15 protein-coding genes are annotated in these 15,544 nt (G+C 36.8%); 13 read left to right on the top strand and 2 right to left on the bottom strand.

Annotated elements, in window-relative coordinates; genetic code table 11:
* The first annotated feature begins 10 nt into the window (after window positions 1-10).
* The 6 genes from ACVRWY_RS02250 to ACVRWY_RS02225 all read left to right on the top strand — a co-directional run bounded on the left by ACVRWY_RS02250 (window position 11) and on the right by ACVRWY_RS02225 (window position 6,185).
* On the top strand, window positions 11-622 hold the full coding sequence (locus ACVRWY_RS02250) for a DUF5052 family protein (RefSeq protein WP_354367874.1): 612 nt from the start codon (window positions 11-13) through the stop codon (window positions 620-622).
* The gene (locus ACVRWY_RS02245; protein WP_354367873.1) at window positions 622-1,128 is read left to right on the top strand and encodes a GNAT family N-acetyltransferase; all 507 of its coding nucleotides are present in this window, start codon (window positions 622-624) and stop codon (window positions 1,126-1,128) included. Before ACVRWY_RS02250 ends, ACVRWY_RS02245 begins: the two co-directional genes overlap by 1 nt.
* A 62-nt stretch (window positions 1,129-1,190) precedes the next feature.
* On the top strand, window positions 1,191-2,729 hold the full coding sequence (gene cls, locus ACVRWY_RS02240; RefSeq protein WP_354367872.1) for a cardiolipin synthase: 1,539 nt from the start codon (window positions 1,191-1,193) through the stop codon (window positions 2,727-2,729).
* A gap of 334 nt (window positions 2,730-3,063) precedes the next feature.
* Entirely contained in the window at window positions 3,064-4,140 is a 1,077-nt protein-coding gene (locus ACVRWY_RS02235) for an aspartate-semialdehyde dehydrogenase (RefSeq protein WP_354367871.1), read from the top strand.
* 67 nt (window positions 4,141-4,207) lie between these two features.
* The gene (dapA, locus tag ACVRWY_RS02230; RefSeq protein ID WP_354367869.1) at window positions 4,208-5,134 is read left to right on the top strand and encodes a 4-hydroxy-tetrahydrodipicolinate synthase; all 927 of its coding nucleotides are present in this window, start codon (window positions 4,208-4,210) and stop codon (window positions 5,132-5,134) included.
* 712 nt (window positions 5,135-5,846) lie between these two features.
* Window positions 5,847-6,185, top strand: coding sequence for an ATP cone domain-containing protein (locus tag ACVRWY_RS02225; RefSeq protein WP_354367867.1), 339 nt, complete (start codon window positions 5,847-5,849; stop codon window positions 6,183-6,185).
* 37 nt (window positions 6,186-6,222) lie between these two features.
* Here the strand turns inward: ACVRWY_RS02225 and ACVRWY_RS02220 are convergent, their stop codons facing one another.
* Entirely contained in the window at window positions 6,223-7,476 is a 1,254-nt protein-coding gene (locus ACVRWY_RS02220) for an aminotransferase-like domain-containing protein (RefSeq protein WP_354367865.1), read from the bottom strand.
* Window positions 7,477-7,583: 107 nt separating this feature from the next.
* Here ACVRWY_RS02220 and ACVRWY_RS02215 point away from each other — a divergent pair, with 107 nt between their 5' ends.
* Complete coding sequence (locus ACVRWY_RS02215) at window positions 7,584-8,090, top strand: ECF transporter S component (RefSeq protein WP_354367863.1); 507 nt, start codon at window positions 7,584-7,586, stop codon at window positions 8,088-8,090.
* Between the two features lie 61 nt (window positions 8,091-8,151).
* A complete protein-coding gene (locus ACVRWY_RS02210; protein WP_354367861.1) occupies window positions 8,152-8,337 on the top strand; it encodes a hypothetical protein in 186 nt (61 codons plus the stop codon).
* A gap of 31 nt (window positions 8,338-8,368) precedes the next feature.
* Here the strand turns inward: ACVRWY_RS02210 and ACVRWY_RS02205 are convergent, their stop codons facing one another.
* Window positions 8,369-9,241 (bottom strand): polysaccharide deacetylase family protein, encoded by an 873-nt coding sequence (locus ACVRWY_RS02205; protein ID WP_354367859.1) that lies wholly within the window; start codon window positions 9,239-9,241, stop codon window positions 8,369-8,371.
* A 182-nt stretch (window positions 9,242-9,423) separates the two neighbouring features.
* Between ACVRWY_RS02205 and ACVRWY_RS02200 the strand changes: the two genes are divergently transcribed.
* From ACVRWY_RS02200 to ACVRWY_RS02180, 5 genes are all read left to right on the top strand, one after another.
* Entirely contained in the window at window positions 9,424-10,710 is a 1,287-nt protein-coding gene (locus tag ACVRWY_RS02200) for a homoserine dehydrogenase (protein ID WP_354367857.1), read from the top strand.
* 1 nt (window position 10,711) lies between these two features.
* Window positions 10,712-11,578, top strand: a complete 867-nt coding sequence (gene thrB, locus ACVRWY_RS02195; protein WP_354367855.1) for a homoserine kinase — start codon at window positions 10,712-10,714, stop codon at window positions 11,576-11,578.
* Window positions 11,565-12,446 carry an EamA family transporter RarD gene (gene rarD, locus ACVRWY_RS02190; protein ID WP_354367853.1) on the top strand — a complete coding sequence of 294 codons (882 nt, stop codon included), beginning with the start codon at window positions 11,565-11,567 and terminating at the stop codon, window positions 12,444-12,446. The genes thrB and rarD overlap by 14 nt, the downstream gene beginning before the upstream one ends.
* A gap of 11 nt (window positions 12,447-12,457) precedes the next feature.
* Window positions 12,458-14,176 (top strand): aminodeoxychorismate synthase component I, encoded by a 1,719-nt coding sequence (gene pabB, locus ACVRWY_RS02185; RefSeq protein WP_354367851.1) that lies wholly within the window; start codon window positions 12,458-12,460, stop codon window positions 14,174-14,176.
* A 94-nt stretch (window positions 14,177-14,270) separates the two neighbouring features.
* Window positions 14,271-15,530, top strand: a complete 1,260-nt coding sequence (locus ACVRWY_RS02180; protein ID WP_354367849.1) for a bifunctional folylpolyglutamate synthase/dihydrofolate synthase — start codon at window positions 14,271-14,273, stop codon at window positions 15,528-15,530.
* The last annotated feature ends 14 nt before the right edge of the window (window positions 15,531-15,544 follow it).

Here is a 15,544-nt window from a genome sequence, read left to right as displayed (position 1 = left end):
AGGGGGTTATATGAAAAAGAAACTATTACAAACGATAGTATTATTGTCGGCGATTTTATCTCTGACAGCTTGTCAATCCATAGAAAATTGGTGGAAAAATACCAAGGAAGAATGGGTTGGCTTGCAGATGACCGTTCGGACATATGATGAAAACTCTCAGCTGATTGATCAGATGACAGGGAAATCTTTGTCGATTTCTAGAAATGAAGAATTCGATTCGGTAGATAGCGAAGGGAATTCTAAAGCGGACTCATCGGTATTAAAGGTGACATTAGGAGAATATGAAATAGATCATGTTGGATCATCCTTGATTGCTTCAGAGGAAGGTTTGGAAGACTTGTTTACAAAATATCAAAAATCGGTGGATGTTAGCAATTATAACCATTCTATGCCGATAATTAATCAAATGGTTTCACAATTAAAAAATGATATGACAGGAAAAAAGAAGGTTATTCTTATTCGATCACAAAATGGAACTCCTCTTGCAACCTATGCTGGAAATAAAGTTTCCCTCTATGCTTCAGATGCCCCAAAAACGTCAGAATTATTAATTGATGGGAAACGTTTAATTATTTATCGTTGTGATTATACAATTTATGATAAGGCTCTATTGGAGGAATAATGGTGAAAATTCGTCAAGCTAAGACATCAGATGCTGCTGCTCTTGTTGCAATTTACGCTCCCTATGTCGAGGAGACCGCTATTACTTTTGAATATTTTGTTCCTAGTGTTAAAGAGTTTGAAACTAGGGTATTAAAGACTCTTGAAAAATTTCCTTACCTTGTAGCAGAGGAAAATGGTGAGGTACTAGGGTATGCTTATGCTTCAACTTACTATGGGCGAGCAGCCTATGATTGGACGGTAGAGTTATCGGTTTATGTCTCTAAGGCATCAAGAGGGAAAAAAGTTGGAAGCCATTTGTACGACGCTTTAGAGAGCGCTCTTAATCAAATGGGAATGGTTAATTTATTAGCTTGTATTGCCTTGCCTAATGATCCTAGCATCCAGTTTCATAGGCAACGTGGCTTTAAAGAAGTTGCACACTTTGAAAAAGTTGGCTATAAGTTTGGACAGTGGCATGATATTGTTTGGTTACAAAAGTGCCTTCGAGATAGTAATGATATGTGATATAATAGAAAAAAGCTTAGGAGGAGAAAATTATTAGTAAATCAAATAAAGTCAAACATCTTTTGACAAGAGGAAGGCGCAGTTTATTACGTGGTATTTTTAGTCGAGGAACAGTAGTCATAGTATTATTAATTGTTCAGTTAGTCTTTTTGATTTCTTCATTTATGTGGCTAGAACAATACCGTATTCAGTTGAGTATTTTATCTGTTATTTTGGCTTTTGGTTCAGTTCTTTATCTGATCAATAGTCAGATGGATACCTTATCTATCATTACTTGGCTATTGTTTATTCTCCCATTCCCATTATTTGGACCATTATTTTTGTTATATACCAAAAAAGATTGGGGTTACAGAGGACTTAGAGCTTTAGTGAAGAGATCTATTGATGAGAGTCAACCCTATTATACCTTGGATCATACTGTTTTAGAAGAGCTAAAGGAACGTCACTCCACAACCTATAATTTAGCTAAATATCTTCATCGAAGTGGCGGTTTTCCAACTTATCGGGATACAAATGTAACCTATTTCCCATCAGGAGAAGCGAAATTTGAAGAGATGAAGCGTCAACTAAAAAAAGCTAAAAAATTTATCTTTTTAGAATACTTTATTATTGATGAAGGCTTAATGTGGGGTGAAATATTAGCTATTTTAGAGAAAAAGGTCAAAGAAGGAGTAGAGGTACGAGTCATGTATGATGGCATGATTGAGTTCTCAACGCTCTCTTTCGATTATACAGAGCGTTTGCAAAAGTTAGGGATTCAAGCTAAAGCTTTTGCTCCTATTCGCCCTTTTGTATCAACTTATTATAACTATCGAGACCATAGGAAAATTTTAGTCATTGATGGAAAAGTTGCTTTTAATGGTGGTGTCAATTTAGCAGATGAGTATATCAATCATATTGAAAGATTTGGTCATTGGAAGGATACGGCTATTATGTTGGAGGGGCGAGCTGTTGAGTCTTTTACACTGATGTTTTTACAAATGTGGTCAACGAGTTCTAGAGATTATAATTACCAGAATTATCTGATTGATTATCCTAAAAGACCCGAAGTTAATGGTTTTGTCATTCCTTATGGTGATTCACCATTAGATCATGACAAAGTGGGAGAAAATGTTTATATCGATATTTTAAACCATGCACGAGACTATGTCTATATTATGACTCCTTATCTGATTTTAGATAGTGAAATGGAGCATGCCCTTAAATTTGCGGCAGAACGTGGAGTAGATGTTCGATTAATTATGCCAGGTATTCCAGATAAGCCAGTGCCTTATGCTTTAGCAAAACGATACTATCCTGCTCTACTTGAATCAGGAGTGAAGATTTATGAATATACGCCAGGTTTTGTTCATGCTAAGGTTTTTCTTGCAGATGATATTAAGGCAGTTGTCGGGACAATTAATCTTGATTATCGCAGTTTATACCATCACTTTGAATGCGCGACCTATATGTATCGTGTAGATGCCCTTAAGGATATTAAAGCAGATTTTAAAGCTACTTTAAAACAGTCTGACCTGGTAACAATGGACAACTTGAAAAATCTTCCCTTAAAGACAAAGATAATAGGGGTTGTTGTGAAATTAATTGCTCCATTATTATAGGTTAGACTTGCAAATCCTTAGAAATTATGACATAATAAAGACATGCGATGAGTCGATTGTGGCTATGCCACTTTTGCGCTAGGGAGGTCAATAACGCAGGAGCGGACTTTGTCAGATTGTGTGAACCGATTTGGCACATTAGATAATCTAATGCCCTTGAAGCTAGGATATTTATCCTAGCTTTTTTTGATTCTTTAATTTACAAGCTCTTCTATTTTTTGTGGAGAATAGCTTTTCAAGTCATAAAAAAAATAGTATAATATGCCAATAGTATAAATTTTTAGAAAATTGTGAAGAAATCGCAATTTAATTTAGTGATTAGAGGTGTAAGAACATGGGATATACAGTAGCTGTAGTCGGTGCAACAGGTGCCGTTGGGACACAAATGATCAAAATGTTAGAGGAGTCAACTCTTCCAATTGATAAGGTTAGACTTTTATCATCTAGCCGTTCTGCAGGAAAGGTCTTGCAATATAAAGGACAAGATGTCACTGTTGAAGAAACAACAGAGGATTCATTTGCAGGTATTGATATCGCCTTATTCTCAGCAGGTGGAGGAACATCAGCAAAATTCGCTCCGTATGCCGTTAAAGCAGGTGCTGTAGTGGTCGATAATACATCTTATTTCCGTCAAAATCCTGACGTTCCTTTGGTAGTGCCGGAGGTTAATGCGCATGCTATGGATCATCACAATGGTATCATTGCCTGCCCTAACTGCTCAACCATCCAGATGATGGTAGCGCTTGAGCCTGTACGTCAAAAGTGGGGACTTGACCGTATTATTGTTTCTACTTATCAAGCTGTTTCTGGTGCTGGAGCAACAGCTATCCAAGAAACTCTTGGTCAATTGCATGAGGCTGTTGTTGATGGTGTCGATCCAAAACATTTAACAGCTAAGATTTTACCATCAGGTGGTGATAAAAAACACTATCCAATCGCATTTAATGCCCTTCCGCAAATTGATCTCTTCACAGATAATGATTACACTTATGAAGAGATGAAGATGACTAAGGAAACAAAGAAAATTATGGAAGATGACAGCATCAAAGTGTCAGCAACTTGTGTCCGTGTTCCTGTTTTATCTGGTCATTCAGAGTCTGTTTATATTGAGACAAAAGATCTTGCGCCAATTTCTGAAGTGAAGGCAGCTATTGCAAACTTCCCTGGAGCAGTACTTGAAGATGATGTCGCTAATCAAGTTTATCCGCAGGCAGTAAATGCGGTTGGTCGTCGTGAGACGTTTGTTGGTCGTATCCGTAAAGATTTAGATGCAGAAAAAGGAATTCATATGTGGGTTGTTTCTGACAATTTACTTAAAGGAGCGGCTTGGAATTCCGTCCAAATTGCCGAAGCATTGCACGAGCGTGGATTAGTACGTCCAACCACTGAATTAAAATTTGAATTGAAATAAGATATATCCTAAGTGGAAATAAGGATATTTCTAACTCTTGGTCATATTGTGTTAGAAAGGAAGCACTATGTCTATTGAACAATTAAGAAATGTAAAGATTATTACAGCTCTTATCACGCCGTTTCATCCAGATGGTTCAATTAATTTTGAGGCTTTGCCAAAGTTAATTGAGCATCTTTTAGCTCATCATACAGAAGGGTTACTCCTAGCTGGAACAACAGCCGAGAGTCCAACTTTGACTCATGATGAAGAATTGGAGCTTTTTAAGGCCGTTCAAAAAATTGTTGATGGTCGTGTTCCTTTGATTGCTGGTGTCGGAACTAATGATACTCGTGACTCTGTCGATTTTGCTAAGGAAGTAGCGGAGTTTGGAGGATTTGCTGCTGGTCTAGCCATTGCACCTTATTACAACAAACCAACTCAAGAGGGACTCTATCAACATTTTAAGGCGATTGCTGATGCGAGCGACCTCCCTATTATTATCTATAATATTCCTGGTCGTGTTGTAGTGGAAGTAGCTCCCGAAACCATGTTACGTTTAGCTCAACACCCTAATATTATTGGTGTTAAGGAATGTACTAATCTTGATAATATGGCTTATCTTATCGAGAACAAACCAGATGATTTCTTGATTTTTACAGGTGAAGATGGAGAAGCTTTCCATGCTATGAATTTAGGAGCAGATGGTGTTATTAGCGTTGCATCTCATACAAATGGAGATGAAATTTTTGAAATGTTTGAAGCTATCCAGGCTAACGATATTAAAAAGGCTGCCCAAATTCAGCGTCGCTTCCTTCCTAAAGTTAATGCTTTGTTTTCTGTTGCTAGCCCAGCACCTGTTAAAGCCGTCCTTAATCATCAAGGATTTAATGTTGGTCCCTTGCGTTTACCCTTGGTATCTTGCACTTATGAAGAAGCAGACCGTATTATCAATGTTGTGTTGGATCGTGCTCCTAAGCACTATGTCACAGGTGTCTTAAGGCCTGATTACTAAAAATAATGGAGAAATGTTGTATTCAAACTTAGACTCAACTCAAAGGTTTATTGGTTTTAATAACTATTGTGGCCTAAGGTGAAGGATACGATAACTAGGATGAGTCCCCTTTATTTCCGAGTTAGCATAAAGCTATACTTTTGGAAATGAGGGGACTTTTTCTTCTTATTTTTTGTGTTATTGACTAGAAAGATAATAAAAATGTTACATAAATTTGTTACTGTCATTATAGATTGACCAATCGGAAGCCGTTATCCTCAATTTAAAGATATGATCCATCCTATTCACTACGGTTATATTAATGGGATCATAGGAGATGATAATCAAGAGCAAGACGCTTATCTTATGAGTGTTAGAGTACCTGTTTCTCAATACCCAGGTCAGGTAATTGCCATTATCCATTGCATAGAGGATGTAGAAATGAAGTGGGTGGTAGCCCTGAGAGATGCCATTTTTCTAAAGAGGAGATAGAAGAAGCAGTTGCTTTTCAGGAAAAATACGTTGACAGTTAGATTGAGTTAAGGGGAGAGAGATTACTTGTTGATAAGGAGTGATATCAACACTTTGGGCGATGAAAATAGTGCCTCATTTACAAGAAATTTGCAAAAAAGATAAGAAAACTTGAGATTATAGGCTTTTCAACTTGACAAAACCGCTTACAATATATGATAATAGAGGTAGGAAAGCTAGAAAAATCACAAAGGAGGTTTCTATGCAAATTATCAAACGTGATGGACAGGTGACAAATTTTGACCCAGATAAAATCTATCAAGCGATTTTAAAAGCAGCGCAGACAGTTTATGTATTAGATGATAAGTTGCGTCAAGATTTGGCTCAAGTGACCAAAAAAGTTGTGATTGATTTAGAAGAAGCAAAAGTAGAACGTCCTACCATCAGCATGATTCAATCAATGGTCGAGTATCGTTTGTTAGATGCTGGATTTATCAATATTGCAGAACATTATATTTCATATCGTTTACAGCGCGACTTAGAACGTAATGGCTATGGGGACCATATTGCAGTTCACTTACATTTTGAACAGTTAAAATAAACAAAGAAGCTGAGGGAACTGAACTCAGCTTCTTTGTTTATTTTAGCTCATCTAGACAGCGCTCTAGTTTAGAATCTATGGGAATTTGCAAATAGTGATGATCGGTTGGAATTAGATAGGACTTGGTTAAAGACTGAAAAGCAGCGTTTGTCTTTAGGTCCCAATTTTTTTCTTTACTCACTTCTATAGCCATAGTTTTTATAGAAAGATGGTAAGGAAATGGAATTTGAATCTTATCTAATAAAGTTTCAGCTTTTCTTTTTTCATTTTGAAAATACTGGCGTAGGCGTTTAAGATTTTGATCAAACATACCATTATCCAAGTAAAGTGATAGAGCTTTTTGCATGATCAGATTAGTGTCGTAATCAATCAAACTTTTATAATCTAAAAACGATTTCAAAATTATCTTAGGTAAGACAACAGCCCCTAATCGTAAAGCTGGAAATACAGACATAGAGAAGGATTTAAGGTAGATGACACGATCCCTTGTATCATAGTAATGCAGAGGAAGATCGTTTGTCCTTGCGAAATCTCCCATATAATCGTCTTCTACTATATAGACGTCATATCGATAAGCTAAGTCTAGTATAGCTTGTTTTTCTTCTAATGAGTAAGAAAGGCCAAGTGGATTTGAAAAGCGTGAGATGGTATAAAAAAATTTAATATCATCATTTTTAAAGATCGTTTCAAGCTCTTTAAGATTCAATCCCCCAAATCCGCGAGAAATTGTTGTGAAAGGAAGCTTTTGTGCTTTCACCATATCATTCATTCGGTAATATGTCGGTTGCTCTAACAAAATATTTTTTTTCTGGTTAGGAAAATCGAGCTGTGTCAAAATATAAAGAGCTTGTTGGCTACCAGCCGTAATCACAATTTGATCCTTTTTAGTATAGATAGTCTGATTACTAAAATAGTTTTCCAAGGATATGAGTAAATCCTCGAGTCCAGCTTGACTATGGTAATAGTTAAAGAGGTAATTTTTTCTCCCTTTTAACGTTTCTTCGAGGCATAGTCTAAAATCATCATAAGTTTTGTTGTTATAATCTTGGAGCTTAAGTGAAACGTCTGGTGCTGGTTCGTTATCTTCAAGGACGTAATAGCCGCTTTTTTTGACAGGGTAGATGAGATTTTGGTATTTTAACTCCAATAGTGCACGCTGGACAGTATCTTTACTGCAGTGATAATCTTTACTGAGTTGGCGAATAGAGGGCAGTTTATCCCCTTTTTTGAATTGACCTGATAAGATAGCGTGTGAGAGTTGGTTAACAATGTTTTGATAGATACTTGTCATATTTTGTCCCCGTACAGATGATGTTTTAGTCTATTGTACAATAGACTGAATTTTCTTACAATAGTTACCAACTTGAATTCAAGAATTTTATTTAAGGGGGACAAATCATGTCAACAAAACAGCTTAGTATTTCATCTCTTTTTATGGCTCTCGTTATTATTCTTAGTGCGAGTATTTTCTCAATTCCAGTTCCTGGGGGGCATTTTTATTTTAATGGAATTGTTATATTTTTAGTAGGGCTCATTTTTCCACCCGTTCAAGCGGTTATTATAGCGGGAATCGGTTCTTTTTTAGGAGATTTCTTTTTTTATCCTGCTCCTATGTTTGTGACACTTGTCACTCACAGTTTACAAGTTCTTGTTATTTCGCTTATCATTAGTCAAAAAACAAAACCGATTAATCCGATAAGGACTATTATAGCGCTTTTTATAGGATCTATTATTGATTTAGTAGGTTATGGTATTGGACGTGCCTTTATCTATGCTAGTCCAGAATATGCTTTGTTAAAACTTCCTTTTGATATTTTAGCAATTGTTTTAGGAGCTGGCGTAGCTTATTTTATTTATTACCACACTGGATTTGTTAGACAATTCCAAAGAGCTTGGAAAAGGTAATCCTTTCCTATACAGCGTCAAATGAGCGTGATATAATAGTTTACAAGTGAAAGGAGATCTGATGCAACAAGGTAATAATGGAAGTAGTGATAAGTGGGTTTTATGGTCCACAGTCTTTTTTCTTTTTTTATACGGAATAGGTGTGATAAAGAATTTATATTCGGGGAATTTTTTATTTGCTGCCTTTTTTGGACTGATTTTTTTGAACAACCTTATCTTTATTGGCAAGCGATGGCGTAAAAAATAATAATGGTGCTGGCGTGAGCCTAGCACCATTATTATTTGGAAGTGATGGTTGTTAATAAGTTGTCTGCGGTAGTAGAAGGTAAGATTCTGATGCGATCAAGGCTAAGTAAACCATCTTCAATACTGGCCAAACCTTCATTTGTCGTGGTGGCTAATTGATAATAATTTTGACTTAGTTGAAGTGTTTCTTGGTTATATCGTCCAGCAGGATAAGCAATAGCAATAGTATCTTGGTTCAACGCTTGATCTAAGAATGTTTTAGAATCTTGAAGTTCAGTATTTTGAGTCTGATGATCACTAGTAGATAAATCAGGGTGGTTAACAGTATGGCTTTGGAAACTAATACCGTTTTCTTTCATTTCTTTCATTTGTTCGATGGTAAGGTTACTGGTACGTCCTTCTTGAATAAAACCTGTAATGATATGATTAGTGGCCTTTACACCGTATTTTTTTAAAATGGGATAGGCTTGTGTGTAAAAATCAGCATTGCCATCATCAAAGGTAATCCAAACAACTTTTTGACTAGGTAAGCTATTTTCGGTGAGTGCTTTGTAAGCTTCCTCTGGCGTTAAAAAGTAGTAGCCTTGATCCACCAAAGCTTTGATATGACTTTCAAACACATCTGGTGCAACAATGAGGTTAGCAGAAGCTGTCTCAGAAGGATCCATGACATGGATGGCGTGATACATTAAAATCGGAATTTGAACAACTTGTTCTTGTTTTTCCCATGTCAGACTTGATGCAGTTGTAGAAGTTTGGGGCACTTTTGAAGACAAAGAAGTTGCGGCTTGACTAGTAGAGGTTGGTTTATACTGATTTAAGTAAGTCGTTAGTGTCAGTGCGATAACAATAATACTTGCGATTAACAGTAGGGTATTTATCCAGAAAAATTTAGATTTTAGCATATTCTCTCTCTTTATTAATCTCTTTATTTTATTTTAGCATATTTTAATATGATAAACGAATGTTATTTTTAGAATTTTTTGAAAAATCTAGTGAAAATCAACTCGATCTGGGTTTTAGATATAGCAAAGTAGAGTAATTTTTGATAAAATAGAAAAAATGTTATTTCACAAGGAGTATAAATATGGCTATTAAGATCGGTTTGCTGGGCTTTGGAACAGTTGCAAGTGGAATTCCATTCTTGTTGGAAGAAAACAAAGATAAGATTGTTGCAGCTTCTAAAGAAACACTAGAGATCGCTAAGGTGTTGGTAAAGGATGAAGCGGAAAAAGATCGTCTGTTGTCAGCAGGTAATCACTATAACTTTGTCACAAATGTCGATGAGATTTTATCTGATCCAGAAATTACCATTGTTGTGGAATTGATGGGACGTATTGAGCCTGCTAAGACCTTTATCACCAAAGCATTAGAAGCTAAAAAACATGTTGTTTCAGCAAATAAAGATTTGATTGCGGTACACGGATCGGAATTAATCGCTCTTGCTCAGAAACAAGGTGTCGCATTTTACTATGAGGCAGCTGTAGCTGGGGGGATCCCAATTCTTCGCACATTAGCTAATTCTTTGACATCAGATAAAGTGACACGTATTTTAGGCGTCCTTAATGGTACTTCAAACTTCATGATGACTAAAATGGTAGATGAGGGCTGGACTTATGAGGATGCTTTAAAAACAGCACAAGAGTTAGGATATGCAGAAAGTGATCCGACAAATGATGTCGAAGGTATTGATGCAGCCTACAAAGCAGTTATTCTTAGCCAATTTGGGTTTGGAATGGCTATTGATTTTGATGCTGTTAGCCACAAAGGAATTTCAACTATTACACCAGATGATGTGGCAGTAGCTCAACAATTAGGTTATGTGATTAAATTGGTAGGCGATATTCAAGAAACCGAATCAGGAATTTCAGCTGAGGTATCTCCAACTTTCTTACCTAAAGACCATCCTTTAGCAAGTGTCAATGGTGTTATGAATGCTGTCTTCGTAGAATCTATCGGTATTGGTGAGTCAATGTATTATGGTCCAGGAGCAGGACAAAAACCAACGGCAACATCTGTTGTAGCTGATATTGTGCGTATTGCACGCCGTTTAAGTGATGGCAATATTGGTAAATCTTTCAATGAATATTCTCGCCCAGCTGTTCTTGCTAATCCAGAAGATGTTAAGAGCGACTATTATTTCTCTATTATTACACCAGATCAACAAGGTCAAATTTTACGTTTAGCAGAAATTTTTAACCAAGAGAATGCGTCATTTAAGCAGATTTTACAACAAAAATCAAATGGTAAAGAAGCACAAGTTGTCATTGTCACGCATCGCTTAAGCAAGACACAATTAGCTGCTATTACAGAAAAATTAGAGTCTGATACAGACTTTAAGCTTTTAAATTCATTTAAAGTTTTGGGGAAGTAAAATGAAAATTACAGTACCAGCAACGAGTGCTAATATAGGACCGGGCTTTGATTCAGTTGGCTTAGCCGTTTCCAAATATTTATCGATTACTTTACTTGAACCTGCCTTGGAATGGGAAATCCAACATGATTTAGGTGATATTCCATCTGATAAGCGTAATTTGTTGATCCAAACGGCACTTCGTGTTCAAAATGACTTACCACCTTATCGTATTCAGATGGAAAGTGATATCCCTCTAGCGCGTGGCTTAGGCTCATCAAGTTCGGTTATCGTAGCAGGAATCGAGTTAGCGAATCAGTTAGGTAATCTTCACCTAACAGATCAAGAGAAATTGCTTTTGGCTACAGAGATTGAGGGCCATCCAGATAATGTTGCTCCCGCTATTTTTGGTAATTTAGTGATTTCAACTTATGTTGATGATAAAGTAGATGCCGTAGTAGCGGATTTTCCAGAAAGCAGTTTGATTGCTTTTATTCCAGCATATGAGTTAAAAACTAGTGATAGCCGCGGTGTCTTACCAAGTTCCTTAAGTTATAAAGAGGCTGTGGCAGCTTCCTCTATTGCCAATGTTGCTATTGCTGGATTGCTATCAGGAAATTTAAGTTTAGCAGGTCGTGCGATTGAGGGTGACCATTTCCATGAACCTTATCGCCAATCATTAGTGAAAGAGTTTAAAGCCATTAAACAACTCGGTCATGAGAATGGAGCTTATGCAACTTATCTTTCTGGTGCAGGACCAACTATTATGGTCTTAGCCCCTCAAGATAAAGAGAAGCAGATTTATCAAGCTATAAAAGCACTTGAACTAGACGGTGAAACAGTTATCTTGCAAGTAGATAAACAGGGAGTTCGCCTTGAAAAAAACTAATATAGGCATACTTTTGGGATTGGGAACCTATGTGTTATGGGGATTTCTATCCCTTTTTTGGAAATTATTGTCAGATGTACCTGCCTACAGTATTTTTTCTTATCGTATTGTCTTTACAGTTTTAACCATAAGTATTTATATGGTCTTGTCAAGGCGAACGCGATATTATAAGCATGAGCTTACTCAATTATTTTCACATAAAAAAGAATTTTTCTTAATGGCCCTTGCAGCCTTGTTGATTGCAACAAATTGGCTGGTCTATATTTATGCGATTGGATCTGGGCAAGCAACAGCAGCTAGCTTAGGGTATTATGTTAATCCTTTGATTTCTATTTTGTTGGCTTACCTTGTCTTAAGAGAATCTTTATCTAGAGTGACTATTCTTGCGATTCTTGTCGCTATGCTAGGTGTTATTGTTTTGATGGTTAATACTGGCAGCATCCCTATGGTGACTCTTGTTTTAGCACTAACTTTTGCCTTTTATGGCTTGATAAAAAAGCAAGTTGCTCTCCCTAGTGATATTGGTATGCTGATAGAAGCTGGTTTGATTTGCCCTGCAGCACTTACTTATCTAATATTTTTTGCTCCAAATAGTTTTTGGTCCTTTAGCCTTAAACAACAAGTTCTTTTAGCTTTGTCAGGTCTTGTCACAGCAATTCCCTTACTTTTGTTTGCTGAGGCGGTAAAGCGTGCCCCATTAAATATTATTGGTTTTATTCAATATATCAATCCCACTCTGCAATTGATGATTGCGGTCTTTATTTTTCATGAAAAAGTATCCCTTGGAGAATGGATTGGTTTTATTTTTATTTGGCTTGCTATTGCTATTTTTGTATTAGGGCAGCGTTTTTCTGCCACACTTGGGTAAATTATTGAATTATGCATAAAAAAACAGTTATTGATTTTAAAGAGTTAAAAAAACGTTATTCTTTTAGAAATCCTATTTGTGAGTTGATTGCAAAAGACATTCAACAAGTTGGTAGCGTCTTAGAGAAAGTGGAAGAGTATCAGGAAAAGGGGCTATATGTCGTTGGCTACCTTTCTTATGAGGCGGCAGCTTTTTTTGATAAACATCTTAAAACCCATCCCACTAATCTAGCAGGAGAATACTATGCTTATTTCACGGTACATGATCATGTAGAGATGTCGGAGATTCCTATTTCTTATTCCCCTGTCGCTATGCCAAATAGTTGGAGGGAGCTCACAGATTCTGTTAGCTATCATCAAGCCATTGATCGAATCCATCATCATATTCGACAAGGTGACACCTATCAAGTTAACTATACTATCCAGTTAAAGCAAGAATTACTTGAAGATAGTTTTGATATCTATAATCGTATGGTCGTGGAGCAGGAGGCAGGCTTTAACGCTTATGTTTTACATGATGAAACAGCTATTATCTCAATGAGTCCTGAACTCTTTTTCAAAAAATCTGGTCACAATCTGGTCACTCGTCCTATGAAGGGAACATTAAAGCGAGGGAAAAACTTGAAAGAAGATCAGGCGAATTGTGATTGGTTAGCTGCAGATCCCAAAAATCGAGCGGAAAATATGATGATTGTTGATTTGCTTCGCAATGATATGGGGAAAATTTGTCAAACAGGATCTGTCCAAGTGACAAAACTCTGTCAAATCGAACAGTACTCTACTGTCTGGCAGATGACCTCAACTATTGAGGGGGAATTAAAAAAAGATAGTCATTTATATGAGTTATTTCAGTCACTTTATCCCTGTGGATCGATTACTGGTGCTCCAAAAATTTCAACCATGTCCATTATCAACCAATTAGAGCCAAATCCAAGAGGTGTTTATTGTGGGACAATGGGGATCGCTCTTCCTAACGGTGATAGTATTTGGAATGTTGCTATTCGAACTATTCAATTAACAAGGCAGGAAGCGTATTACGGTGTTGGGGGAGGTATTACATGGGATAGTAATTGGAAAAGCGAGTATGAAGAAACGAAGCAAAAAAGCTCAGTTCTTTATCGTCAGCAACCACGATTTAACCTCCTGACCACTGGAAAAATCAAGCAGGGACAGCTTCTTTTTGAACAGGAACATTTTAATAGACTGGAAGCATCAGCACGTTATTTTGCTTATCCTTTTCAAAAAGAAATTTTAAAAGAGAAGTTACAACAAACTTTAGCCCCTTTAGAGCATTCAAAAGAGTATCGTCTGCGCATCCAGTTAAATAAAAAAGGTGATTTTACTTTAGAAGTAGAGGTTCTCACTCCTTTATCCAAAGATTATCTAAGAGCAAACCTTGTGGTGCGGGATAAAAAAGCTGCTGACTCAGCCTTTACACATTTTAAAACGACTTACCGACCACATATTCCTACTTCTTTGTGTGAACAGATATTTATCACTGAAGATGGTGTTTTACTTGAAGCTTCCATTGGTAATCTCGTCTTAGAATTAGAAGAAAACTTGTACACCCCTAGTCTAGAGTTTGGTATTTTAGATGGGATCTATCGACAGATGCTAGTAGCAGAAGGAAGGGTCAAAGAAAAAATCCTTACTCTTGATGATTTGGCAAAAGCAGAGCGGATTTATCTTTGTAATGCTGTTAGGGGACTTTATGAGATACAGATCGCATGATGCATAATTAAAATTATGTAAAAAACGCTATTGAATTTCACTCTCGTTCATTCTTTATGCTATAATAAAAAATCATAATCCTGGAGGTGATATCATGACTTACGAAGAGGCTTTGGCCTGGGTTCAAGGAAAGCTAAAATTTGGCATCAAACCAGGTTTAGAGCGGATGCAATGGTTATTAAGTGAATTAGGAAACCCACAAGAGAAAATAAAAGCAGTGCATATCGTTGGGACAAATGGAAAAGGGTCAACGGTGAGTTATCTGCAGCATATTTTTTCTGAGGCAGGTTACGAAGTTGGGACCTTTACTTCGCCTTATCTGATTGATTTTAGAGAGCGGATTTCGTTGAATGGGCACATGATTTCTAAGCGGGATTTTTGTACTCTGGTGAAGATGGTTATGCCTGTCGTAGAACGCTTGCCACTTGAAACGGAGCTAGAAGCAGCTACTGAGTTTGAAGTGATTACCCTATTAATGTTAACCTATTTTGGACTTTTGCTTCCTGTTGATATTGCTTTTATAGAGGCTGGCTTAGGTGGACTGCATGATTCAACTAATGTTTTGACTCCTTTAGCTGTTGTTTGTCCCTCTATTGGATTGGATCATCAAAATATTTTAGGAGATAGCTATGAAGCCATTGCAAAAGAAAAAGTCGGTGTCTTAAAATCAGGTGTCCCTTTGATTTTTTCTAGCAAACGACCTGATGTTACTTCCGTTTTTCGAGAAAAAGCTGCGCAAACAGGAAGTACCCTCTATCAACTTGGAGAGGCTTTTCAAGTTTCCTTATCAGCAAACTCCTTTTCCTTTAACTATCAAACAGAACAATTTTCAAATATTGAACTCTCTATGATCGGCAAGCACCAAATGGAAAATGCTAGCCTTGCTTTAATGACGGCACTTCTTTTAAAGGAGGCTTACCCGAAGCTGAACAATCGACAAATTCAGACAGCCTTAGAGCACAGTGTTTGGGCTGGTCGTACAGAATTTATTACACCGAATTTAATGATTGACGGCGCCCATAATCGTGAGAGTGTTTCTGTTTTAGTGGATGTGCTAGAAAGGTATGCCAAAAATAAGGAAGTTCATATTTTGTTTGCGGCTATTGATACCAAGCCTGTCGAAGATATGCTTGAGCAATTAGCTACTTTTGACAGTCTAACTGTTACAACTTTCCCTTACCCCAATAGCCTTCCTCTAGAGTCCTACCCTAGTCAGTATCGGAAAATAGAAAGTCTTATGGCATGGTTAGATGAAATTGACCTCTCTTCAAAAGAAAAACTCTATGTGATCACAGGTTCCTTGTATTTTATCGCCCAAGTGAGAAAAACCTTTTTGAAAAGTCTTAAAAAATAAGATATAATGGAAGA

The sequence above is a fragment of the Streptococcus porcorum genome (assembly GCF_053203725.1).
The sequence above is the reverse complement of the archived record's forward strand: the minus strand, read 5'-3'. Positions and strand labels throughout refer to the sequence as shown.

Excerpts from the sequence above, each read along its gene's own strand:
- ACVRWY_RS02205 (WP_354367859.1), bottom strand. The coding sequence starts at position 9,241 with ATGCTAAAATCTAAATTTTTCTGGATAAATACCCTACTGTTAATCGCA.
- thrB (WP_354367855.1), top strand. The coding sequence starts at position 10,712 with ATGAAAATTACAGTACCAGCAACGAGTGCTAATATAGGACCGGGCTTT.
- ACVRWY_RS02250 (WP_354367874.1), top strand. The coding sequence starts at position 11 with ATGAAAAAGAAACTATTACAAACGATAGTATTATTGTCGGCGATTTTA.
- ACVRWY_RS02210 (WP_354367861.1), top strand. The coding sequence starts at position 8,152 with ATGCAACAAGGTAATAATGGAAGTAGTGATAAGTGGGTTTTATGGTCC.
- ACVRWY_RS02180 (WP_354367849.1), top strand. The coding sequence starts at position 14,271 with ATGACTTACGAAGAGGCTTTGGCCTGGGTTCAAGGAAAGCTAAAATTT.
- ACVRWY_RS02215 (WP_354367863.1), top strand. The coding sequence starts at position 7,584 with ATGTCAACAAAACAGCTTAGTATTTCATCTCTTTTTATGGCTCTCGTT.
- ACVRWY_RS02245 (WP_354367873.1), top strand. The coding sequence starts at position 622 with ATGGTGAAAATTCGTCAAGCTAAGACATCAGATGCTGCTGCTCTTGTT.
- pabB (WP_354367851.1), top strand. The coding sequence starts at position 12,458 with ATGCATAAAAAAACAGTTATTGATTTTAAAGAGTTAAAAAAACGTTAT.
- dapA (WP_354367869.1), top strand. The coding sequence starts at position 4,208 with ATGTCTATTGAACAATTAAGAAATGTAAAGATTATTACAGCTCTTATC.
- ACVRWY_RS02220 (WP_354367865.1), bottom strand. The coding sequence starts at position 7,476 with ATGACAAGTATCTATCAAAACATTGTTAACCAACTCTCACACGCTATC.
- ACVRWY_RS02235 (WP_354367871.1), top strand. The coding sequence starts at position 3,064 with ATGGGATATACAGTAGCTGTAGTCGGTGCAACAGGTGCCGTTGGGACA.
- ACVRWY_RS02200 (WP_354367857.1), top strand. The coding sequence starts at position 9,424 with ATGGCTATTAAGATCGGTTTGCTGGGCTTTGGAACAGTTGCAAGTGGA.
- ACVRWY_RS02225 (WP_354367867.1), top strand. The coding sequence starts at position 5,847 with ATGCAAATTATCAAACGTGATGGACAGGTGACAAATTTTGACCCAGAT.